The following is a 23136-nucleotide window of genomic DNA, read 5'->3' as shown; positions in this document are numbered from 1 at the left end:
ATTTTGAAATTGTTTGACACGTCAAAAGTTGCATCAACAAAAAATGGCCGTCCATACTGCCGCTCACCATTCGACCGGGCAAGTCCTGCCCTTCCGCGAATCGCTGCTGGCGATGATCGGGATCTCTTTCGTCACCATGCTCGTCGCGCTCGACCAGACGGTCGTCGGCACCGCGCTGCCGACCATCGTCGCCGAGCTCCGGGGGTTCGACCTGTACGCGTGGGTCGCGACCTCGTACCTGCTCAGTTCCGTGATCACGGTGCCGATCTTCGGCCGGCTCGGCGACTATTACGGCCGCAAGCCGTTCGTGATCGTGTCGATCATCGTGTTTACCGGTGCATCGGTGCTATGCGGGATGGCCAACGACATGCTGTCCCTCGTGCTCGCGCGCGGGCTGCAGGGGATCGGCGGCGGGATGCTGGTCGGCACCGCGTTCGCGTGCATTCCCGACCTCTTTCCCGATTCCGTCGTGCGGCTGCGCTGGCAGGTGCTGATGAGCTCCGCGTTCGGCATCGCGAACGCGGTCGGCCCGTCGCTCGGCGGCGTGCTGACCCAGTCGTTCGGCTGGCGCTCGGTGTTCTACGTCAACCTGCCGGTCGGCCTGCTGTCGCTGCTGTTCGTGTGGCGCTACCTGCCGCACCTGCGCCACGTCGAGCACGATCGCAAGATGCGGCTCGACTGGCCGGGCGCGCTGCTGATCGCGCTGGCGCTCGGCGCGCTGCAACTCTTCGTCGAATGGCTGCCGAAGTACGGTGTCGCGAGCTGGGCGTCGCTGCTGCTCGTCATCGCGGTCGCGGCCGGCATCGGCCTGTGGCACTGGGAGAAGCGCTGCGCGCAGCCGATTCTGCCGTTCGACATGTTCGGCAACCGCGCGCTGTCGGCGCTGTTCGTGCTCGCGATCCTCGCCGGCTTCTCGATGTTCTCGCTGCTGTTCTACGCGCCGCTGCTGTTCCAGGGCGGCTTCGGCATGTCGCCGAAGGAGGCGGGGCTCGTGATCACGCCGCTCGTCGTGTTCATTACGATCGGCAGCATCATGAACGGCCGTGTGGTCACGCGGATCCGCAATCCGAATGCGATGCTGCACGTCGGCTTCGTGCTGTTCGCGATCGCGTGCGCGGGCATCGTCGTGTCGACGCACACGACGCCCGCCTGGATGCTGATGGCGCTGATGGTCGCGGGCGGCATCGGGCTCGGCTTCGTGCTGCCGAACCTCACCGTGTTCGCGCAGCAGGCGGCCGGCCGCGAGCACCTCGGCATCGCGACGGCGCTGCTGCAGTCGCTGCGGATGGTCGGCGGGATGATCGGCACGGCGCTGACCGGCACGCTCGTCAACCAGATGTACTCGGGCGGCGTGCGCAGTGCGCTCACGGCCGATCACGCGATGCAGTGGCACGAGCAGCTCGCCGATCCGCAGATCCTGATCGACCGTGCGGCGCAGGGCGGTCTCGTCGAGGCGCTCACGCGTGCCGGGCATAATGGCGCGCTGCTGCTGGAAGCGGCCCGCGAATCGCTCGTCGGTGCGATTCACCTGGGCGTCGCGATGGCGGCCGTCGTCGCCGTGGTGTCGGTGTGGCAGTGTCGCCGTGTGCCGCCGATCACGCTGCGGCGCAAGATCGAACCGCATGTCGCGGCCGACTGACCGATCGGGCAACTCAACGACTCACCGGAAACGAATTCAGCGCATGGAAGAACAGGACCGCGTCGCGATCTTGCAGCAATTCGGACGCACGTATCGCGCGTTCATGACCGCCTTCGAGGCGCACGTCGGGCAGCCGATGCCGCGCTGGCGCATCATGGTCGCGCTGCACACGATGGGCGGGCATTCGTCGCAGAAGAAGCTCGTCGAAGTGCTGCGCATCGATCCGGGCGCGCTCACGCGCCAATTGAAGTCGCTCGACGCGCTCGGCTGGATCGAGCGCGAATCGGACGCGCGTGACAACCGCGTGACCAACGTGACGCTGACGGACGAAGGCCGCGTCGCATTCGACGCGTGCCTGCCGCGCCGCAAGGCGTTTCTCGAACAGACGATGGCGCAACTGCCGGACGACGTGCTGAATGCGTTGTCGGGCGCGCTGGCGATGCTGGAAACGCGGATCTCGGACGTCGCTTCGAAGCCGGTCGCGCGCTGACGCGCGGCGCGTCGGCGCCGCCGCCTGCTCCGTATCGTCCCGTATCGGTTTCCCGCGGATTTACAGTTCGATGCGCGTTCCCAGCAGCGTGAGGAACTGCGCGAGCCAGGCCGGATGCGCGGGCCACGCGGGCGCGGTGACGAACGGCGCGTCGGTCACGGCCGCGTCGACCGGGATGTCCGCATATTCGCCGCCCGCGAGCTTCACTTCGGGCGCGCAGGCCGGGTAGGCCGAGATGCGCTTGCCGCGGATCACGTCGGCGGCCGCGAGCAATTGCGCCGCGTGGCAGATCGCGGCGATCGGCTTGCCGGCTTCGGCGAACTCGCGCACGAGCGAGATCACCTTCGGATCGAGTCGCAGGTATTCGGGGGCGCGGCCGCCCGCGATGGCGAGCGCGTCGTAGCGCGATGCGTCGACGTCGTCGAACGCCGCATTCAGCGTGAACTGGTGGCCGGGCTTTTCGGTGTAGGTCTGGTCGCCCTCGAAATCGTGGATCGCGGTCTTGATCTTGTCGCCCGCGCGCTTGCCCGGGCAGACTGCATCGACGTGATGGCCGACGGCCTGCAGCGCCTGGAACGGCACCATCGTTTCGTAGTCTTCGGCGAAATCGCCGGTCAGGAACAGGATCTTCTTCGCGGCCATGGCTTTCTCCAGTGAAGCAGCGTTGAAGGCCCGTTCGCGCCGTGCGCAACGGCCGCGAGGGGCCCCGAGGACGAAAGCGCAGTGTACTCCGGGCGCTTGAAGCGTGCGTGACGGTCGCCCCGCGCGAGCGGCGGGGCGGTGGGCGCGGCGTGCGTCAGAAGAACGTTTCGACGACTTCCGTCACGCGGAACTGCGGGTCGAGCACGAGCAGCTGGCGCCACTTGTCGAACGTCAGGCACGGGTGCGAGATGTCGAACGCGACCATGTCGCCGACCTTCACGTCCGCGCCCGGCGGAATCTGCAGGTAGGCGTGCTGGTCCATCATCCCGGTGACGGCCCAGCCTTCGCTCGCGGCGACGTCGCGCGGCGCATCGTCGCGGCCCGGGCGGAAGTGGCGTGCCGGCTCGGGCAGCCCCGCGTCGAACGCCGCGTCGCGCTTGCCGAGCGCCACGATCGCACGATCGGCTTCCGGCACCGACTGCACGTACGCCCACAGCTGCAGCGCGGGCAGCAGCCCTTCGCCCATCGTGCGCGCGATCGGGTTGCGCGCGAACACGTCGGTCTGCGCCTTCTTGTAGATGCCGACGTCGTGCGTGAGATAGCAGCCCGGCCGCAGCACGACTTCCGCGAAGCCGGCGTCGGAGGCCTTCCGGAATTCCTCGGCCACCACGTCGTACCACGCCGAGCCGGCGCCGGACAGGATCGCCGGCGTGCGCGCGAAGCGGCCCGCGTCGGCCAGCTCGCGCGTGAGCGCGACGGCTTCCTGCAGGAACGCGCGGATCTCGCCTTCCTCCTTCAGCACGCCTTCGTAGAGTTCGATGCCGGCCAGCTTCAGCGTGTCCGGATAGCGCGCGATCGCGGCCAGCACGGCCTCGCGCTGCGCGGCGTCGCGCACGCCCGCGCGGCCGCCCGGCACGCCGAGCTCGAGCAGCACGTTCAGCGATTTCTTCGCGGCGCCGAAGAAGCGGCCGAGCTGGTCGACGCTGTCGGCGGAATCGACGAGACAGAAGAACTCGAAGTCGGGATCGGACAGCAGCCCGGCGATGATCGTCATGTTCTGGCGGCCGACCAGCTGGTTCGCGAGCAGCACGCGCCGCACGCCGCCGTGATACGCGGCCTGCGCCTGGTGCGCGGTGGCGAGCGTGATGCCCCAGGCGCCGGCGTCGAGCTGGCGGCGGAACAGTTGCGGCGCCATCGTCGTCTTGCCGTGCGGTGCGAACTTCACGCCGTACTTCCGGACGAATTCCTGCATCCAGTTCAGGTTGTGTTCGATGCGGTCCTCGTAAAGCACGGCGGCCGGCAGGCTGACGTCTTCCGCGAGCAGGTTCCACTCGAGCCGGCCTGCCTCGCCGAGCGGCACGCTCGCGCTCGGCAGATTGCCGAGGCCCTTGCCGAACGGGTCGATCGTCGCTTCCTGATAGTTTGTAACTTTCATGTCATCCCGCTCCATCATCACTATGCATTGCACTGAAGTTGACACGCAGATGGTACAGAAAGTAGCATCTGCGCGGTGATGTTATTTAGTAACATCAGGCTTCGCATCCTTTTCGACAGATGAATACGTCCGCCACTCCGACCGTTCCGCTCGCGACCGAGCCCCATCCGGCTCCGGCGGTCGCGCCGGTCCTCGACATCGTCGCGCGGATCGCCGAATGCGCGCCCGAGTTGCGCGAAGCCGAGCGCAAGGTCGCCGCGTTCATCCTCGCGGATCTGGCGCGCGCCGCGCATGCGAGCATCGGGGCGCTCGCGCGCGACGCGGAGGTCAGCGTCGCGACGGTCACGCGTTTCGCGAAAGCCGTCGGCTGCCGCGACGTGCGCGAACTGAAGGTGCTGGTCGCGCAGGCGGCGGCGGTCGGCCAGCGCTTTCTCGTGCCCACCGACGATACGCCCGCGCAGGATGCGAGCCCCGCGTCGATGGTCTACGACGAGATCCGCCTGGCGCTCGCGCACAACCACCAGCTGCTGCGCAACACATCGTTCGACGCGGCGGCCGACCTGCTCGCCGGCGCGAAGATGATCTACGTGTACGGGCAGGGCGGCGGCTCGACCGCGCTTGCCGACGAGCTGCGCTTCCGGCTCGTGCGCTTCGGCCGGCCGGTCGCGAGCTACCAGGACAGCGTGCTGCAGCGCATGGTGGCCGCGACGCTGTCGCGCGACGCCGTCGTCGTCGCGCTGTCGGTGAGCGGGCGCGTGCCCGAGCTGCTCGAGAGCTGCCGGCTCGCGAAGCGCTACGGCGCGAAGCTGATCGCGATCACCGCGCCGGCCTCGCCGCTCGCGAAGCTGGCCGACCACCTGATCCCGGTCGTCGCGTTCGAAACCGATTTCATTTACAAGCCGTCGACGTCGCGCTACGCGATGATGATGGCGATCGACGTGCTCGTGACCGGAGTCGCATTGCGGCTCGGCGATGCGGGCCGAGAATCGCTGCGCCGCATCAAGCACGCGCTCGATGCGCATCGCGGCGGCGGAGACCGTCAACCGGTAGGAGACTGACCATGCATTCGCATCCCGAAGCCGCCGATACCCTGATCGTCGGCGCGCAGCTTTACGACGGTACCGGCGCGCCGCCCGTCACGCGCGACGTCGCGATCCGCAACGGCGTGATCGCGGCGATCGGCAACCTGTCGAACTGGCTTGCCGAGAACGTCGTCGATGCGAACGGGCGCGCGCTCGCGCCGGGCTTCGTCGACGTGCACACGCACGACGATACCCACGTGATCCGCGCGCCGCAGATGGTGCCGAAGATCTCGCAGGGCGTGACGACCGTGATCGTCGGCAACTGCGGGATCAGCGCATCGCCGGTGACGCTCGCGGGCGATCCGCCCGACCCGATGAACCTGCTCGGCGAGCGCGGCGCGTTCCAGTACCCGACCTTCGCCGATTACGTCGCGGCCGTGAACGACGCGCGTCCGGCCGTGAACGTCGCGGCGCTCGTCGGCCATACGGCGCTGCGCAACAACCAGATGGACCGCCTCGACCGCGCAGCGACCGACGGCGAGATCGCCGGGATGCGCGCACAGCTCGAGGAGGCGCTCGCGAACGGCGCGCTCGGCCTGTCGTCGGGCCTCGCGTATGGCTCCGCGTTCGCGGCGCCGACCGAAGAGGTGATGGCGCTCGCCGAGCCGCTCGCGAACGCAGGCGCGCTGTATACGACGCACATGCGGACCGAGTTCGACGCGATCCTCGACGCGATGGAAGAGGCCTACCAGGTCGGCCGCCATGCGCGCGTGCCGGTCGTGATCTCGCACCTGAAGTGCGCCGGCCCGTCGAACTGGGGGCGCAGCGCCGAAGTGCTCGCGTCGCTCGAAGGCGCGCGCCGCTACCAGCCGGTCGGCTGCGACTGCTATCCGTACAGCCGCAGCTCGTCGACGCTCGACCTGAAGCAGGTGACGGGCGACATCGACATCACGATCACGTGGTCGGAGCCGCACCCGGAAGTGGCGGGCAAGCTGCTGAAGGCGATCGCGGCCGACTGGGGCGTGACCGAGCAGGAAGCCGCGCAGCGCATCCGCCCGGCGGGCGCGGTGTACCACAACATGTCCGAGGAGGATGTGCGCCGGATCCTGTCGCATCCCGCGACGATGGTCGGCTCCGACGGCCTGCCGAACGATCCGCTGCCGCACCCGCGGCTGTGGGGCGCGTTCCCGCGCGTGCTCGGCCACTACGTGCGCGACACGAACCTGCTGCCGCTCGAGGAGGCGATCCGCAAGATGACGTCGCTGTCCGCGCGTCGCTATGGCATCGCACGGCGCGGCGAGGTGCATGTGGGCTTCCACGCGGACCTCGTGCTGTTCGACCCGGCGCGCGTGATCGACGCCGCGACCTTCGAGAAGCCGCAGCAGCCCGCGCACGGGATCGACGCCGTGTGGGTGAACGGCGTACTGACCTACGAGAACGGCCAGCCGACCGGCGAGCGCGCCGGCGGCTTCGTCGCGCGCGGCGAGCGCGTGCCGGCGAGTGCCGACGCCGCGTTCTGAGCGCGGTTGTTGTTCCGATCTGCCGCGCGCGCCGTCGTCGGTGCGCGCATCCGCAACCGTGCGTTGCATGGGCCGGAGCCGGCGCGGACGCGCCGGCTCCGGTCGACCCACAAGGAGTGAAACGATGAAGCGATATGGCGTAGGCGAAGCGAAGGGGACGGGCGGCCAGGTGATGCCGTTCGCGCGCGCGGTCGAGGCCGACGGCTGGTTGTACGTGTCGGGCCAGACGCCGATGGTGAATGGCGAGGTCGTCGAAGGCGGCATCGTCACGCAGTCGAAGCAGACGATCGAGAACGTGATCGCGATCCTGAAGGAAGCCGGCTACGGCCTCGAGCACGTCGTGCGCTGCGGCGTGTGGCTCGACGACGCGCGCGATTTCGCGTCGTTCAACAAGGTGTTCGTGTCGTACTTCGGCGAGCATCCGCCGGCACGCGCGTGCGTGCAGTCGAGCATGGTCATCGACTGCAAGGTCGAGGTCGATTGCATCGCGTACAAGGCGCCGGCGAAGTAACGCGGCGAGGGCGAATTGTGGTGTGACGAGGCTGGCGCGTTGGTGTGCGCCGGCCTCGTTGCGTTATGGGAGAGTCGATGTGTGGACGAGAGCGATCGGCGAGCGGATGGACGGAGGGTGTTCAGATAAAAACGGGTTGAAGCGAGGTATGAACCACGCCAGAGTTTTGCAGTGCGTAACGAAATTTTTCCAATCGGGCGCCACGTGACACGCTTGTCTGGCGGGCTGCGACAGCGATCGGCGCGGGTACGTGGCACGATCATCAGGTACAACCGCCTTTCAAACCACTGGGCAAGGTGTTTTGATGGAAAACGTGCGTTCGGGCGAGATCGAGGACTTCGTCAGATCTGAGATAGGGCTTGGCAAATCGATGCCGCTATCCGCTGCCACGAGGCTTTTTGAGGACCTTGACCTGGCCGGTAACGAAGCCAGTGATTTCATGGGTGATTTTTTTGAGCGCTTTTCCATCGATTCCGGCGACTTCGATTTTCACCAGTAATTCCTGATGGAGGGCGAGGCGGGGCTCTATTCGTTGTTCCGGAAATGGGCGCTTCAGAAACCGCACGATCTCAAACGGGAATCGATCACGTTGGCGATACTTTACCGCGCGGCGCTCGAACGGAAATGGAATGCCGGGCGACTGGCCGGGCTATCGTGAAACGCCCGGCGAGCGGTCGAGCACGACCGGGGCGGCGGAAAGCTTGCTGCGATATGACGTAATCAAACCGTGAGGTATTGGATGCTGTCGATTGATTTCAACGGGATGGTTGTTAGTCCGCACGTAGTGCGGCCCCGAAAAGTTCAGATCGAGCGCGGTGCGATGCAGCGGATCAGCGGGATTATCGTCCATCAAACGGGTGGACAAACGGCGGCTTCTGCGCTCAATAGCTATCAGAATGCGTCTGCTAACGGCGCGCATTTCTTGATCGAAAAAGATGGAACGATTTACCAGACGGCGTCTTTGAAGAAGCAGACTTGGCACGTTGGCCGAATCAAGGCGCGCCGTGTTGCCGAAATGCGCTGCACGCCAGTCGAACTGAAGCAACTCCGCCGTTTTGACCCGCGTGGCGAAAACCAGCGGGAGATGCGCAAGTCGGTCCCGGATCGTTACCCTTCCAATACAGACAGCATCGGCGTGGAATTGGTCGGTGAAGCTCTACCGCTCAATGAACCCAACCCTGATCGACGAACCTACGTCGCGGCACCGGAGGCGCAGAATGACTCGCTTCGATGGCTCGTTCACGAACTTTCGGTAACGCTGAACGTTCCGATGGCAGATGTTTTTCGCCACCCGACAGTATCGCGGAAGAACCGGACGGAGGCGGCGAGGGTGCAATGGTGATTCGGATTGCAGTTCTAATTTCGGCGCTGTTCCTCAGCCACAGTGCGGTTGCGGGCAGACTGTCCGATAGGGGGGCGCCCGGCGGGGCAGTACCCGTTGTCGGGCCAGAGTCAGTCGAAATCGTGACGAACGGTGCGTGGTCGGCTGACATCAGCGGGGACGAAACGGCAGACATGTGTCGTACGTTCGTTCTCAGGCGGGTCGATGTCAGCGCATTTTTCAAGCGTGCGAGCCGCGTAACGGAACGGACATACGGCCATGATCTCGACGCAGCGAATTGCTATGCCGAAGGCAAGGCGCGTCTCGCGGAGGGCGGCACGGCGAAATGGCAGATAGACCAAGCAAGACGCGGCTTCATTTCGATGCCCGATGGTCGAACTATCTACCTGTACTGTCCGAAGTGCCGAGCCGATGTGTTCGCGCCGAATTAGAAAGACGCTTCTTCCGTAAGCATGCGGTGTTGGCGGGCCGCAAAATACCCGCCCGAATCATTCGTTTACTGTCCTGTCCGGGGTGGCGGCCGCGCGTTGCCAATGGCGAACGGCAGCGGCCACCCATCGCCGTCACTGCCGCGCGTTGCGCGCGTTGTCGGGCATCGGCTGGTTGTAGTTGGTGCGGAACGGGTTGATGTCGAGCCCGCCGCGGCGCGTGTAGCGCGCATACACCGCGAGCTTCACCGGTTTGCACGCATGCAGGATGTCGAGGAAGATCCGCTCGACGCACTGCTCGTGAAAGCCCGTGTGGTTGCGGAACGAGATGATGTAGCGCAGCAGGCCGGCATGATCGATCTGCGGCCCGACATAATGGATCTGCACACTGCCCCAGTCGGGCTGGCCGGTGACCGGGCAGTTCGAGCGCAGCAGGTCGGACACGAGCGTCTCCTCGACCGGCGCTTCGTCCTCGGCCGCCGACAGCAGCGACGGATCGGGTTCGTACACGTCGGTGTCGAGGTCGAGCCGGTCGAGCGACAGCCCGTCGAGCTCGTCCATCTCCAGCTTGCCGAAATCGTGCGGCGACACGAGCTGCACGGACACGGTCGCGCCGCACGCGGCCGACACGTCGCGCTTCAGCGTGTCGCGCACCGCGTCGATCGAGTCGAACTTCGTCTGCGCGAACGAGCCGAGATACAGCTTGAACGACTTCGATTCGACGATGTTCGGCGATTCGGCCGGCACGTAGAAGGTCGCCACCGCGATCTGCGGCTTGCCGCGCGCGTTGAGCCACGACAGCTCGTAGGCGTTCCAGATGTCGGTGCCGAAGAACGGCAGCGCCGCCGCGATGCCGAGCTGGTCGCGCGCGCCGGCGCGCGGGATCGGGAACAGCAGCGATGCGTCGTATTGCGCGGCGTAGACGGTGGCCTTGCCGAGCGGGGAGTGTTCGGGATTCATGCGTACGCCTTTACGACAGGAAGAGGCGGTAAGCCGGGTTGGCGCTTTCCTCGACATACGGATAGCCGAGTGCCGCGAGGAAGCGTTCGAATTCGGCGCGATCGGCCTGCGGCACCTGCAGCCCGACGAGGATCGAGCTGTAGTCCGCGCCCTGGTTGCGGTAGTGGAACAGGCTGATGTTCCAGTCCGGCGCCATCGACGACAGGAACTTCATCAGCGCGCCCGGCCGTTCCGGGAATTCGAAGCGGAACAGGCGCTCGTCGTGCGCGAGCGGCGAGTGGCCGCCGACCATGTAGCGGATGTGTTCCTTCGACAGCTCGTCGTGCGTCAGGTCGGCGGTCCTGAAACCGTGCGACTCGAAGTTCGCGGCGATCTCGGCCGATTCGCCGCGGCGGCGGATCTGCACGCCGACGAAGATGTGCGCGGCCTGCGCATCGGCGATCCGGTAGTTGAACTCGGTGACGTTGCGATCGCCGACGAGCGAGCAGAAGCGCTTGAAGCTGCCGCGCTCCTCGGGGATCGTGACGGCGAACACGGCTTCGCGCGCCTCGCCCACTTCCGCGCGTTCGGCGACGAAGCGCATCCGGTCGAAGTTCATGTTCGCGCCGGACGTGACCGCGACGAGCGTCTGGTTTTCGATCCCGTCGCGTTCCGCGTAGAGCTTCGCGCCCGCGACCGCAAGCGCGCCGGACGGCTCGAGCACGCTGCGCGTGTCCTGGAAGACGTCCTTGATCGCCGCGCACAGGGCGTCGGTGTTGACCGTCACGACGCCGTCGAGGTACTCGCTGCAGAGCCGGAAGGTTTCCTCGCCGACCAGCTTCACGGCGGTGCCGTCCGCGAACAGGCCGACTTCGCTCAGTTCGACGCGCTTGCCGGCTTCCAGCGATTGCGCCATCGCGCACGAATCCTCGGCCTGCACGCCGATCACCTTGATCTCCGGCCGTACCGCCTTCACGTATGCGGCCACGCCGGACGCGAGCCCGCCGCCGCCGATCGGCACGAAGATCGCGTGGATCGGGCCCTGGTGCTGGCGCAGGATCTCCATGGCGATCGTGCCCTGGCCGGCGATCACGTACGGATCGTCGAACGGGTGGACGAACGTGAGGCCGCGCGATTCCTGCACCTTGACCGCGTGCGCGTACGCGTCGCTGTACGATTCGCCCGCCTGGATCACCTCGACGCTCGGGCCGCCGTGCGCGCGCACCGCATCGACCTTCACCTGCGGCGTCGTGACCGGCACGACGATCACGGCCTTGACGCCCATCCGGGCCGCCGAGAACGCAACTCCTTGCGCGTGGTTGCCGGCCGACGCCGTGATCACGCCGCGCGCGAGCGCGTCGGCCGGAATGTGCGCCATCTTGTTGTACGCGCCGCGCAGCTTGAACGAGAACACCGGCTGGTTGTCCTCGCGCTTCAGGTACACGGCATTGCGCAGCCGGGCCGACAGGTTGCGGGCGGGTTCGAGTTCCGTCTCGATCGCGACGTCGTAGACGCGCGCGGTAAGGATTTTCTTCAGGTAATCGTGGGATGCCATGGGCGCTCGCGTGCAGTGCGGAAGCAGACGGTAAAGGATCAATGATAGCGCCAAGGGTCCGTCCGCACGCAACCGGCATGCCCGCTCGCGCGGCCGCGGGGCCGCGCGAGCGGGGCGCCGGCCCGCCGGGCGGCCCTTTTTTACCGGTTTAACCGCGCGGTTACCGACCGGCCGGCCGGCGAATGGCCGTACGAAACCGCGCCGAACCAGGCCTGGCGCGGCTCGCGGCGATAGCCCCACGACCTGTCCGACGTGCCACGCATGGCCCGATCATGGGTTAGAATTCCGTTTTGAATCAAGGATCGGAAGATGCAGAGGCACCCTCGGATCGCCCAGTTGAAGCCGACGCCGCGCGCAGCCACCCCCGCGGCGGAACGGCATGCGCGCCGCGCGCGATCGTGCTGATGGTTCCGAGTGCCGCCAGGCCCTGTCGCCGGCCAGGAGGGGCGAGTCGCCCGCTCCGGCCCCAAGAAGGACAGCCGAGCGCCTGGTAACAGAACAGATTTCCCCAAGATTGCGCCCACGCGCTTGCCGACGCCCGTGCACGGTGTATCGGCCTTCCGAGTCGTCCGAACATGAACGCACCACAAGTTTTCGATCCGCATGGCGCGGCCGCCGCCGTCGCCGCCGACCCCGCGCCCCGCTTGCGCGAGATTCCCTACAACTACACGTCCTTTTCCGATCGCGAGATCGTGATCCGCCTGCTCGGCGCGGAGGCGTGGTCGGTGCTCGACGAATTGCGCGCCGAGCGCCGTACGGGACGCTCGGCACGGATGCTGTATGAAGTGCTCGGCGACATCTGGGTCGTGCGCCGCAATCCGTACCTGCAGGACGACCTGCTCGACAACCCGAAGCGCCGCGCGCTGCTGATCGAGGCGCTGAATCACCGCCTGACCGAGATCGGCAAGCGCCGCAACACCGATCTGTCCGAACATCGGGACGACGCGGGTCGCGAGCGCGCGCTGCGCGTCGAGATGCTCGAAACCGCCGCGCAGCGCGCGGTCGACGATTTCGCCGACGAATTCGAGAAGATGGCCGACCTGCGCCGCCGCGCGACCAAGGCGCTCGGCCGCTGCACGCAGAAGGACAACATCCGCTTCGACGGGCTGTCGCGCGTGTCGCACGTGACCGACGCAACCGACTGGCGCGTCGAATATCCTTTCGTCGTGCTGACGCCCGATACCGAAGCCGAGATCGCGGCGCTGATCAAGGCCTGCTTCGAACTCGGCCTGACCGTGATCCCGCGTGGCGGCGGTACCGGCTACACGGGCGGCGCGGTGCCGCTGACGCCGTTTTCCGCGGTGATCAATACCGAGAAGCTCGAACAGCTCGGCGCGGTCGAGCTGACCGAGCTGCCCGGCGTCGCGCACAAGGTGCCGACGATCTTCTCCGGCGCGGGCGTCGTCACGCGCCGCGTGACCGAGGCGGCCGAAGCGGCCGGCTACGTGTTCGCGGTCGATCCGACCTCGCTCGACGCGTCGTGCATCGGCGGCAACGTCGCGATGAACGCGGGCGGCAAGAAGGCCGTGCTGTGGGGCACCGCGCTGGACAACCTGGCCTGGTGGCGGATGGTCGATCCGGACGGCAACTGGCTCGAAGTCACGCGCCACGAGCACAATCAGGGCAAGATCCACGACATCGCGGTCGCGCGTTTCGAGCTGAAGTGGTTCGACGGCGCGTGCGCGCCGGGCGAGAAGCTGCTGCGCACCGAGATGCTCGAGATCGAAGGCCGCCGGTTCCGCAAGGAAGGGCTCGGCAAGGACGTGACCGACAAGTTCCTCGCCGGCCTGCCGGGCGTGCAGAAGGAAGGCTGCGACGGGCTGATCACGTCCGCGCGCTGGGTGCTGCACAAGATGCCCGCGCACACGCGCACCGTCTGCCTCGAGTTCTTCGGCCAGGCGCGCGAGGCGATCCCGAGCATCGTCGAGATCAAGGATTACCTGTTCGAAACGTCGAAGCAGGGCGGCGCGATCCTCGCGGGCCTCGAGCACCTCGACGAGCGCTACCTGCGCGCGGTCGGCTACGCGACCAAGAGCAAGCGCAACGCGTTCCCGAAGATGGTGCTGATCGGCGACATCGTCGGCGACGATGCCGACGCGGTGGCGCAGGCCACCTCCGAAGTGATCCGGATGGCGAACGGCAAGAGCGGCGAAGGCTTCGTCGCGGTCAGCGCGGAGGCGCGCAAGCGCTTCTGGCTCGATCGCAGCCGCACGGCCGCGATCGCGAAGCACACGAACGCGTTCAAGATCAACGAGGACGTCGTCATCCCGCTGAACCGGATGGGCGAGTACACCGACGGCATCGAGCGGATCAACATCGAGCTGTCGCTGAAGAACAAGCTGCAGCTCGTCGACGCGCTCGAAGCGTTCTTCCGCGGCGGCAACCTGCCGCTCGGCAAGACCGACGACGCGAACGAGATCCCGAGCGCCGAGCTGCTCGAGGATCGCGTGCAGCAGGCGCTGGAATTGCTCAAGCGCGTGCGCGCGCGCTGGGAATTCGTGCGCGACCGGCTCGACCAGCCGCTGCGCGAGGCGCAGCACTACCTCGTCCAGCTCGGCTACGAGGCGCTCGCCGAGAAATTCGCCGACCGCGCCGACGAGCAGCCGGGCGCGACCGTGTTCCACATCGCGCAGGACCGCACGGTCCGCATCTCGTGGAAGCAGGAGATCCGCGCGGAGCTGCGCGCGATCTTCAACGGCGGCGCGTTCAAGCAGATCCTCGACGAGGCGCAGGCAATCCACAAGCGCGTGCTGCGCGGCCGCGTGTTCGTCGCGCTGCACATGCACGCGGGCGACGGCAACGTCCACACCAACCTGCCGGTCAACTCCGACAACTACGAGATGCTGCAGGACGCGCACGCGGCGGTGGCGCGCATCATGACGCTCGCGCGCTCGCTCGACGGCGTGATTTCCGGCGAGCACGGCATCGGCATCACGAAGCTCGAGTTCCTGACCGACGACGAGATCGCCGAATTCCGCGCGTACAAGCGCCGTGTCGACCCGAACGGCCGCTTCAACAAGGGCAAGCTGCTCGACGGCGCGGATCTTCGCAACGCGTACACGCCCAGCTTCGGCCTGATGGGCTACGAATCGCTGATCATGAAGCAGTCCGACATCGGCGCGATCGCCGATTCGGTGAAGGACTGCCTGCGCTGCGGCAAGTGCAAACCGGTGTGCGCGACCCACGTGCCGCGCGCGAACCTGCTGTACAGCCCGCGCAACAAGATCCTCGCGACCTCGCTGCTGGTCGAGGCGTTCCTGTACGAGGAGCAGACGCGCCGCGGCGTGTCGATCAAGCACTGGGACGAGTTCAACGACGTGGCCGACCACTGCACGGTGTGCCACAAGTGCGCGACGCCGTGCCCGGTGAAGATCGACTTCGGCGACGTCACGATGAACATGCGCAACCTGTTGCGCAAGATGGGCAAGAAGAAGTTCAACGCCGGCAATGCGGCGGGCATGTTCTTCCTGAACGCGACCAACCCGCAGACGATCAACCTCGCGCGCGGCGCGATGATGGGCGTCGGCTACAAGGTGCAGCGCTTCGCGAACGACATGCTGAAGAAGGTCGTGACGAAGCAGACGCAGCACCCGCCGGCGACGGTCGGCAAGCCGCCCGTGGTCGAGCAGGTGATCCACTTCGTCAACAAGAAGATGCCGGGCAACCTGCCGAAGAAGACGGCGCGCGCGCTGCTCGACATCGAGGACAACAAGATCGTGCCGATCATCCGCAACCCGAAATCGACGACCGTCGATTCGGAGGCGGTGTTCTACTTCCCGGGCTGCGGCTCCGAGCGCCTGTTCTCGCAGGTCGGCCTCGCGACGCAGGCGATGCTGTGGGAAGCCGGCGTGCAGACCGTGTTGCCGCCGGGCTACCTGTGCTGCGGTTATCCGCAGCGCGGCTCGGGCCAGTACGACAAGGCCGAGAAGATCGTCACCGACAACCGCGTGCTGTTCCACCGGGTCGCGAACACGCTGAACTACCTCGACATCAAGACGGTGGTCGTGTCGTGCGGTACCTGCTACGACCAGCTCGCCGGCTATGAATTCGACAAGATCTTCCCGGGCTGCCGGATCATCGACATCCACGAGTTCCTGCTCGAGAAAGGGATGAAGCTCGATGGCGTGACGGGCACGCGCTACATGTATCACGACCCGTGCCACACGCCGATCAAGACGATCGACCCGGTCAAGCTCGTCAACGAGCTGATGGGCGCGGAGAAGGACGGCTACAAGATCGAGAAGAACGAGCGCTGCTGCGGCGAATCGGGCACGCTCGCGGTCACGCGCCCGGACATATCGACGCAGGTTCGCTTCCGCAAGGAAGAGGAGATCCGCAAGGGGGCCGCGAAGCTGCGCAGCATCCCGGTCGTGGCCGGCAACGCGCCGGCGCCGGTTGCCGCGGCCGCGAACGGCCCGGACGTGAAGATCCTGACGAGCTGCCCGTCGTGCCTGCAGGGCCTGTCGCGCTACGGCGAGGACGCGAACCTCGAGGCCGACTACATCGTGGTCGAGATCGCGCGCCAGGTGCTCGGCGAGAACTGGATGGCCGACTATGTCGCACGTGCGAACCATGGCGGGATCGAGCGCGTGCTGGTCTAATGCGGGCATGACGACCGCCCGACCGGGCTGGGGATGAGCGGGCGCCGGCGCAATCGCGCCGGCGCCCGTCCACATGGGAGCGACGATGGAATGCGTGTTTTGCCGTGAAGACGGCGGCGAGGTGCTCTGGCAGGACGACGCGCTGCGTGTCGTCCTGGCGACGGGCGAGCACGAGTACCCTGGCTTCTGCCGGGTGATCTGGGGCGCGCACGTGGCCGAATTCTCCGATCTCGGCGAGCCTGAGCGGGAACACCTGATGCGCGTGGTGTATGCGGTCGAGCGGGCCGTGCGCCGCGTGATGCAGCCGAACAAGGTGAATCTCGCGAGCCTCGGCAACATGGTGCCGCATGTGCACTGGCACGTGATTCCGCGCTTCTCGAACGACGCCCATTTTCCGCAGCCCGTGTGGGCGCCCCGCCAGCGCAGCGTGTCCGAGGCGCTGCTGCGCTCGCGCGCCGCGCAGGCCTCGCTGCTGCACAATGCGGTGCGCGAGGAAATTCAACGCCTGACCGATTCGAGGCAGCCATGAGCGGTTTGACTTCCACGACGCCGATTCCGTCCGGCGTCGTCGTGCACGCGGTGTCGCGCGTGCTCGAATTGCAGTACCCGAACGGCGACAGCTACCGGATTCCGTTCGAGCTGATGCGCGTCTATTCGCCGTCGGCCGAGGTGCGCGGCCACGGGCCCGACCAGGAGACGCTGCAGACGGGCAAGCGCGAGGTGACGATCACCGCGCTCGAGGGCGTGGGCAACTACGCGCTGCAGCCAACGTTTTCCGACGGTCATTCGACCGGCATCTATTCGTGGGACCTGCTGTTCGAGCTGGCGACGCAGCAGGACGCGCTGTGGCGCGACTATTTCGACAAATTGAAGGCGGCGGGCGTCGAGCGTGACGCCCCGATGCCGGCGGCGAGTGCGTCGCACGGCCACTGCCACTGAAATCGACGGCGCCCGTTCGGCGCCGTCTTGCCATTTACTGAGGATCAACGCGATGAGCAAAACCCACTTCGGCTTCGAAAGCGTCGAGGAAAACGAAAAAGCGAAGAAAGTGGCGGGGGTGTTCCATTCGGTCGCGAGCAACTACGATCTGATGAACGACCTGATGTCGGCGGGCATGCACCGCGCGTGGAAGGCGTTCACGATCGCGCAGGCGAACGTGCGCCCCGGCTTCAAGGTGCTCGACATCGCGGCCGGCACCGGCGACCTGACCCGGTCGTTCGCGAAGGCGGCCGGGCCGACGGGCGAGGTCTGGCACACGGACATCAACGAATCGATGCTGCGCGTCGGCCGCGACCGGCTGATCGACAAGGGGATCGTGACGCCGTCGCTGCTGTGCGACGCCGAGAAAATTCCCTTTCCGGACAACTACTTCGACATCGTCACGGTTGCGTTCGGGCTGCGCAACATGACGCACAAGGATGCCGCGCTGGCCGAAATGCGCCGCGTGACGAAGCCCGGCGGCCGCGTGATGGTGCTGGAATTCTCGAAAGTCTGGGATCCGCTGAAAAAAGCGTACGATCTGTATTCTTTCAAAGTATTACCGTGGCTTGGCGACAAGTTCGCGAAAGATGCTGAAAGTTACCGGTATCTTGCTGAATCTATCCGGATGCACCCCGATCAGGACACGCTGAAGACGATGATGGAACAAGCGGGCCTCGACGCCGTCAAATATTACAATTTGTCAGGTGGCGTGGTAGCTTTACACCTCGGAACCAAGTACTAAGGGGTTCTTTCCATACATTTGTCTTACATCTGGAGAAGCTGATGTCCGAAACGCGTTCGTTGTTCAACCGTAGCAAGCCGTCGAAGCCGTGGGCTCGACGGGTCGGCACGTTGCTGATGGTCGGCCTGCTCACGGCCGGCACGTTCGCATCGCTCGACGCCGAAGCCAAGCGCGTGGGCGGCGGGCGCAGCATCGGCCGCCAGAATTCCACGGTTACGCAGCGCCAGGCCACGCCGCCCGCGCAGCAGCCGATGCAGCAGGCCGCGCCGTCGCAGGCGCAGCGTGCGAATCCGGCCGCACCCGCACCGGCCGCTCAGCCCAACCGCTCGCGCTGGCTCGGGCCGATCGCCGGCCTCGCGGCCGGTCTCGGCATCGCGGCGCTGCTGTCGCACTTCGGCCTCGGCGAGGCGTTCGCCGGCATGATGTCGAACATCATCGTGATCGCGCTGCTCGCGATGGTCGGCATCTGGCTGGTCCGCAAGTTCATGAATCGCCGTCGTCCGCAGGAGCCGGCTTACTCGGTCGGCGGCTCGGCATCGTCGTCGGGCAGCTATTCGCAAGGCTCGTCGCTCCAGCAGGGCGGCACCGGCGGCAACTACGCGGGCAGCGGCAGCAGCTACGCGAACGAGGCGCAAGGCGTGTTCGGCGGCGGTGCCGCTGCCGCCGGCGCGGCTGCTGCTGCGGCAGCGCCGCTCCAGGTGCCGGCCGGCTTCGACACCGAGGCGTTCCTGCGCAGCGCGAAGGTGTATTTCGTGCGCCTGCAGGCCGCATGGGACCAGGGCAACCTGACCGACATCCGCGAGTTCACGACGCCCGAAATGTTCGCCGAGATCAAGATCGACCTCGATTCGCGCGGCGCCGAATCGAACCAGACCGACGTCGTGCAGCTCGAAGCGGAACTGGTCGCGATCGAGGACCGCGGCATCGAGCAGTCGGCGAGCGTACGTTTCCACGGCCTGATCCGCGAATCGGCGAATGCGTCGGCCGCGCCGTTCGACGAAGTGTGGAACCTGTCGAAGTCGGGCAGTCAGGGCTGGCTGCTCGCGGGCATCCAGCAGATCAGCACGCACTGAGCGTAAGCGGCGGTTCGCGCCGCCGCTCACCCGGGCGACGGCCGCCGCACTGCGACAGCTTGCCACCCGGGTGTACGGTCAGGCACGGTCTACCGACGATCCGACGTTACAATAGAAACCCGCGTGGGCGCCCGGCCTGTGCGGGTTTTTTCTTTCCCAGCCCGATGACCTTTGCCGCCAAGCCTTTTGCTGCTGCCGTCAATCACCTGCTCGCCCGCGAATCGTGGGCGCGCGACCGCCTGATTCCCTATGCGGGCAAGACTGCCCGGATCGACGTGCCTCCCGTTACGCTCACGCTGCTGGTGCAGCCCGACGGCTATCTCGCGGCCGTCGACGCGCATGACGCGCAACAGGTCGACGTGTCGATCGCGCTTGCGGGCGACACGGTCGCCGCGTTTCTGCAGGGCGGCCAGGCGGCGGTGATGAAGCACGTGAAGATCGAGGGCGACGCCGAGTTCGCGACGCAGATCGCAAAGCTGGCCGAGCATTTGCGCTGGGAACCCGAAGAAGATCTCGCGAAGCTGGTGGGCGACGCGGCGGCATACCGGATCGCGACCGTCGTGCGCGATGCCGGCGCGCGCGCGCGACGTACCGGCCGCAACGTGCTCGATTCCGTCGTCGAATACTGGCTCGACGAGAACCCGCAAGTCGTCCGGCGCGCGTCGCTCGGCGGCTTCGACGCCGAACTGGCGCGCGCGCGCGATGCGCTCGCGCGGGTCGAAAAGCGGGTCGAGCGACTCGAACAAAAAATCGGCGCGCGCGCGGGCTCCGGCTCGCGCGGCGCGCACTGAGGGCCGCAGGGCATGCGCATTTTCCGTTTCATCAAGATTGTCTACACCGTCATCCGCTTTGGTCTCGACGAAGTGATGCTGTCCCGGATCGACGACCGGCGCGTGAAGCTGCTGCTGCGCATCACGACGATCGGCCGCCGTTTTTCCGATCCGCCGGCCGTGCGGTTGCGCCACGCGCTCGAAAGCCTCGGCCCGATCTTCGTGAAGTTCGGCCAGGTGCTGTCGACGCGCCGCGACCTGCTGTCGGTCGATTTCGCGAACGAACTCGCGAAGCTTCAGGACCAGGTGCCGCCGTTCGAATCGGCCGTGGCGATCGGGATCATCGAGAAATCGCTCGGCGCACCGGTCGACGAGCTGTTCGACGAATTCGAGCGCGAGCCGATCGCGAGCGCGTCGATCGCGCAGGTGCATTTCGCGAAGCTCAAGCAGGGCCCGCACGCGGGCAAGGCCGTCGCGGTCAAGGTGCTGCGCCCGAACATGCTGCCGGTGATCGACTCCGATCTCGCGCTGATGCGCGACATCGCGACGTGGACTGAGCGGATGTGGGCCGACGGCCGGCGCCTGAAGCCACGCGAGGTCGTGGCCGAATTCGACAAGTACCTGCACGACGAGCTCGACCTGATGCGCGAGGCCGCCAACGGCAGCCAGCTGCGCCGCAACTTCGCGGGCCTCGACCTGCTGCTCGTGCCCGAGATGTTCTGGGATTTCTCGACGTCGCAGGTGCTCGTGATGGAGCGCATGACCGGCGTGCCGATCAGCCAGGTCGAGACGCTGCGCTCGGCCGGCGTCGACATCAAGAAGCTCGCGCGCGAAGGCGTCGAGATCTTCTTCACGCAGGTGTTCCGCGACGGCTTCTTCCACGCGGACATGCATCCCGGCAACATCCAGGTGAGCCTCGACCCGAACACGTTCGGCCGCTACATCGCACTCGATTTCGGGATCGTCGGCGCGCTGTCCGATTTCGACAAGAACTACCTCGCGCAGAACTTCCTCGCGTTCTTCAAGCGCGACTACCATCGTGTCGCGACGCTCCACCTCGAATCGGGCTGGGTACCGCCCGAGACGCGCGTCGAGGAACTCGAAAGCGCGATTCGCGCGGTGTGCGAGCCGTATTTCGACCGTGCGCTGAAGGACATCTCGCTCGGCCAGGTGCTGATGCGCCTGTTCTCGACGTCGCGCCGCTTCAACGTCGAGATTCAGCCGCAACTCGTGCTGCTGCAGAAGACGATGCTGAACGTCGAGGGTCTCGGCCGCTCGCTCGACCCCGAACTCGATCTGTGGAAGACCGCGAAGCCCTACCTCGAGCGCTGGATGACCGAGCAGATCGGCCTGCGCGGCTGGTACGAGCGCTTCAAGGTCGAGGCGCCGCAGTGGAGCAAGACGCTGCCGCAGTTGCCGCGCCTGATCCATCACGCGATAGCGGCGCGCCACGACGCGCCGCGCGCGGCGAGCGAGGACCTGATGCGCCAGATCCTGGTCGAGCAGAAACGGACGAACCGCCTGCTGCAGGCGTTGCTGATCTTCGGCCTCGCCGTTGGCGTCGGCGCGCTCGTCGCGCGCGTGCTGATCGTGCTTGCATACGGCACATGACCGACAGGAGCGGGGCGATGTCCGATCCGAAGCACCCGGCCGCACCGTCGGCCGCCGATTTCACGACGCGCGACCCCGGCGACGCGTCGTTCTGGGACGAGCGCTTCGAGCGCGGCGTGACGCCTTGGGAGTTCGGCGGCGTGCCCGAGGGCTTCCGCGCGTTTGCGCACCGGCGCGCGCCGTGCGCGGTGCTGATTCCGGGCTGCGGCAGCGCGCAGGAGGCCGGGTGGCTCGCGCAGGCGGGCTGGCCCGTGCGCGCGATCGATTTCGCCGCGCAGGCGGTGGCCGTCGCGAAGGCGCAGCTCGGCGCGCAAGCCGGCGTGGTCGAGCAGGCCGATTTCTTTGCGTACCGGCCGCCGTTCGACGTGCAGTGGGTGTACGAGCGCGCGTTCCTGTGCGCGCTGCCGCCCGCGATGCGCGCCGACTACGCTGCGCGCATGGCCGAGCTGCTGCCCGCGGGCGGATGGCTGGCCGGCTACTTCTTCCTGATGGCGAAACCGAAGGGGCCGCCGTTCGGAATCGAGCGGGCCGAACTCGATGCGCTGCTCGCGCCGCATTTCGAGCTGATCGAGGATCTGCCTGTGACCGATTCTCTGCCGGTGTTCGAAGGGCACGAGCGCTGGCTCACGTGGCGCCGCCGCTGATGCGCGGGCGTCGCGGCCATTGCCGGAGCGCGCCGGGGTTTCGGCTATAATTCAAGGTTTTGCAAGCCGTTTCCAGTTTCCGCGGGAAAAATATCATGCCGATCTACGCCTATCGATGCGAAGCGTGTGGTTTCGCGAAGGACGTGCTCCAGAAGATGAGCGACGCGCCGCTGTCCCAGTGCCCGGAGTGCGGGAAGGACGCGTTTCGCAAGCAGGTCACCGCTGCGGGCTTTCAGCTGAAGGGCTCGGGGTGGTATGTCACCGATTTTCGGGGCGGCTCGGGCGGCACCAGCGCCCCGGCGACGGCGGCAGGCGACGCGGCGCCGGCAGGCGCGGCGGACGCGTCGCCCGCAGCGGCCGCGCCGGCTGCAACGAGCAGTTCCGAAAGCACGACGACGAGCGCCGCGCCCGCCCCGGCTGCAGCGCCCGCCGCCGGCAGTTGACCGTCGCGGCCCGGCCGGGCCGCGACCAACCCGCGCCGCCGGCGCGGTTCATTGACGGCAGATGATGAAAAAGACGACCCTGAAATCGGTGTTTCTGACCGGCCTGCTGGTTCTCGTCCCGCTTGCGATCACGCTGTGGGTGCTGGGTCTCATCATCGGGACGATGGACCAGACGCTGCTGCTGCTGCCCGAATCGTGGCAGCCCGAGCGGATGCTCGGCTTCCACCTGCCGGGGATCGGCGCGGTGCTGACGCTCGCGTTCATCTTCGTCGTCGGGCTGGCCACGCGGAACTTCATCGGCCAGAAGCTCGTCACGTGGTGGAATGCGGTCGTGCGCCACATCCCGGTGGTCGGGCCGATCTACACCAGCGTCAAGCAGGTGTCGGACACGCTGCTGTCGAGCAGCGGCAATGCGTTCCGCAAGGCGCTGCTGATCGAATATCCGCGTCGCGGCTCGTATACGATCGCGTTTCTGACCGGTACGCCGGGCGGCGACGTGCTCAATCATCTGACGGAAGAGTATGTGAGCGTCTACATTCCGACGACGCCGAACCCGACGTCGGGCTTCTTCCTGATGCTGCCCAAGAGCGAAGTCATCGAACTCGACATGTCGGTCGATGCCGCGCTCAAGTACATCGTCTCGATGGGCGTGGTGGCGCCCCCGGCGCCGGCTCCTGCGCCTGCCCGCCGCCCCGTCGAGCCGCCGCTGTAAGTAACGAATCATCGCCCGGGCCGCGCGTTGCGGCGC

General features: G+C 66.7%; 22 protein-coding genes. 18 read left to right on the top strand and 4 right to left on the bottom strand.

Translation table 11 applies throughout. The annotated features are described in order from the left end of the window. Positions 1–43: 43 nt before the first annotated feature. A complete protein-coding gene (locus GQ56_RS0124330; RefSeq protein ID WP_031401120.1) occupies positions 44–1639 on the top strand; it encodes an MDR family MFS transporter in 1596 nt (531 codons plus the stop codon). 43 nt (positions 1640–1682) lie between these two features. Beyond that, complete coding sequence (locus GQ56_RS0124325) at positions 1683–2129, top strand: MarR family winged helix-turn-helix transcriptional regulator (protein ID WP_031401119.1); 447 nt, start codon at positions 1683–1685, stop codon at positions 2127–2129. Positions 2130–2189: 60 nt separating this feature from the next. Here GQ56_RS0124325 and GQ56_RS0124320 read toward each other — a convergent pair whose 3' ends face one another. Beyond that, the gene (locus GQ56_RS0124320; RefSeq protein ID WP_031401118.1) at positions 2190–2771 is read right to left on the bottom strand and encodes a DJ-1/PfpI family protein; all 582 of its coding nucleotides are present in this window, start codon (positions 2769–2771) and stop codon (positions 2190–2192) included. A gap of 154 nt (positions 2772–2925) precedes the next feature. Then, positions 2926–4206: an amino acid deaminase gene (locus GQ56_RS0124315; protein ID WP_031401117.1), complete on the bottom strand. Its 1281-nt coding sequence runs from the start codon at positions 4204–4206 to the stop codon at positions 2926–2928. A 119-nt stretch (positions 4207–4325) separates the two neighbouring features. On the opposite strand from GQ56_RS0124315, the gene GQ56_RS0124310 reads away from it, so the two are divergent. From GQ56_RS0124310 to GQ56_RS44640, 6 genes are all read left to right on the top strand, one after another. Further along, positions 4326–5264, top strand: coding sequence for a MurR/RpiR family transcriptional regulator (locus GQ56_RS0124310; protein ID WP_031401116.1), 939 nt, complete (start codon positions 4326–4328; stop codon positions 5262–5264). 2 nt (positions 5265–5266) lie between these two features. Then, positions 5267–6748 carry an N-acyl-D-amino-acid deacylase family protein gene (locus GQ56_RS0124305; RefSeq protein WP_031401115.1) on the top strand — a complete coding sequence of 494 codons (1482 nt, stop codon included), beginning with the start codon at positions 5267–5269 and terminating at the stop codon, positions 6746–6748. 124 nt (positions 6749–6872) lie between these two features. Further along, the gene (locus GQ56_RS0124300) at positions 6873–7259 is read left to right on the top strand and encodes a RidA family protein (protein WP_006751946.1); all 387 of its coding nucleotides are present in this window, start codon (positions 6873–6875) and stop codon (positions 7257–7259) included. A 304-nt stretch (positions 7260–7563) separates the two neighbouring features. Further along, the gene (locus GQ56_RS46640; protein ID WP_235212749.1) at positions 7564–7758 is read left to right on the top strand and encodes a DUF1493 family protein; all 195 of its coding nucleotides are present in this window, start codon (positions 7564–7566) and stop codon (positions 7756–7758) included. Between the two features lie 240 nt (positions 7759–7998). Beyond that, entirely contained in the window at positions 7999–8601 is a 603-nt protein-coding gene (locus GQ56_RS41805) for a peptidoglycan recognition protein family protein (protein WP_075123005.1), read from the top strand. 173 nt (positions 8602–8774) lie between these two features. After that, the gene (locus tag GQ56_RS44640; RefSeq protein ID WP_152601837.1) at positions 8775–9032 is read left to right on the top strand and encodes a hypothetical protein; all 258 of its coding nucleotides are present in this window, start codon (positions 8775–8777) and stop codon (positions 9030–9032) included. A gap of 132 nt (positions 9033–9164) precedes the next feature. Here the strand turns inward: GQ56_RS44640 and queF are convergent, their stop codons facing one another. Together queF and ilvA are read right to left on the bottom strand one after the other, a co-directional pair. Then, positions 9165–9989: an NADPH-dependent 7-cyano-7-deazaguanine reductase QueF gene (gene queF, locus GQ56_RS0124290; protein WP_031401114.1), complete on the bottom strand. Its 825-nt coding sequence runs from the start codon at positions 9987–9989 to the stop codon at positions 9165–9167. Positions 9990–9999: 10 nt separating this feature from the next. Next, entirely contained in the window at positions 10000–11523 is a 1524-nt protein-coding gene (gene ilvA / locus GQ56_RS0124285; protein WP_031401113.1) for a threonine ammonia-lyase, biosynthetic, read from the bottom strand. A gap of 575 nt (positions 11524–12098) precedes the next feature. On the opposite strand from ilvA, the gene GQ56_RS0124280 reads away from it, so the two are divergent. The 10 genes from GQ56_RS0124280 (at position 12099) to GQ56_RS0124235 (ending at position 23100) form a co-directional block, all read left to right on the top strand. Continuing rightward, positions 12099–16124, top strand: a complete 4026-nt coding sequence (locus GQ56_RS0124280) for a DUF3683 domain-containing protein (RefSeq protein ID WP_031401112.1) — start codon at positions 12099–12101, stop codon at positions 16122–16124. Between the two features lie 85 nt (positions 16125–16209). Continuing rightward, positions 16210–16653, top strand: a complete 444-nt coding sequence (locus GQ56_RS0124275; protein WP_031401111.1) for an HIT family protein — start codon at positions 16210–16212, stop codon at positions 16651–16653. Continuing rightward, positions 16650–17063 (top strand): gamma-butyrobetaine hydroxylase-like domain-containing protein, encoded by a 414-nt coding sequence (locus GQ56_RS0124270; RefSeq protein WP_031401110.1) that lies wholly within the window; start codon positions 16650–16652, stop codon positions 17061–17063. The genes GQ56_RS0124275 and GQ56_RS0124270 overlap by 4 nt, the downstream gene beginning before the upstream one ends. A gap of 52 nt (positions 17064–17115) precedes the next feature. Next, positions 17116–17847 (top strand): bifunctional demethylmenaquinone methyltransferase/2-methoxy-6-polyprenyl-1,4-benzoquinol methylase UbiE, encoded by a 732-nt coding sequence (gene ubiE / locus GQ56_RS0124265; RefSeq protein ID WP_031401109.1) that lies wholly within the window; start codon positions 17116–17118, stop codon positions 17845–17847. A 41-nt stretch (positions 17848–17888) separates the two neighbouring features. Beyond that, positions 17889–18920, top strand: a complete 1032-nt coding sequence (locus GQ56_RS0124260; RefSeq protein WP_031401108.1) for a Tim44 domain-containing protein — start codon at positions 17889–17891, stop codon at positions 18918–18920. 164 nt (positions 18921–19084) lie between these two features. Next, positions 19085–19711 (top strand): ubiquinone biosynthesis accessory factor UbiJ, encoded by a 627-nt coding sequence (locus GQ56_RS0124255; RefSeq protein ID WP_031401107.1) that lies wholly within the window; start codon positions 19085–19087, stop codon positions 19709–19711. 12 nt (positions 19712–19723) lie between these two features. After that, complete coding sequence (ubiB, locus tag GQ56_RS0124250) at positions 19724–21301, top strand: ubiquinone biosynthesis regulatory protein kinase UbiB (RefSeq protein ID WP_031401106.1); 1578 nt, start codon at positions 19724–19726, stop codon at positions 21299–21301. A gap of 17 nt (positions 21302–21318) precedes the next feature. After that, complete coding sequence (locus GQ56_RS0124245; protein WP_031401105.1) at positions 21319–21945, top strand: methyltransferase domain-containing protein; 627 nt, start codon at positions 21319–21321, stop codon at positions 21943–21945. A gap of 95 nt (positions 21946–22040) precedes the next feature. Then, the gene (locus GQ56_RS0124240) at positions 22041–22388 is read left to right on the top strand and encodes an FmdB family zinc ribbon protein (RefSeq protein ID WP_031401104.1); all 348 of its coding nucleotides are present in this window, start codon (positions 22041–22043) and stop codon (positions 22386–22388) included. Positions 22389–22449: 61 nt separating this feature from the next. Continuing rightward, positions 22450–23100, top strand: coding sequence for a DUF502 domain-containing protein (locus GQ56_RS0124235; RefSeq protein ID WP_011353157.1), 651 nt, complete (start codon positions 22450–22452; stop codon positions 23098–23100). The last annotated feature ends 36 nt before the right edge of the window (positions 23101–23136 follow it).

Origin of the sequence: Burkholderia paludis, from assembly GCF_000732615.1 — a bacterium.
Classification (GTDB): Bacteria; Pseudomonadota; Gammaproteobacteria; order Burkholderiales; family Burkholderiaceae; genus Burkholderia; species Burkholderia paludis.
This window is presented reverse-complemented; position numbering and strand designations above follow the sequence as displayed.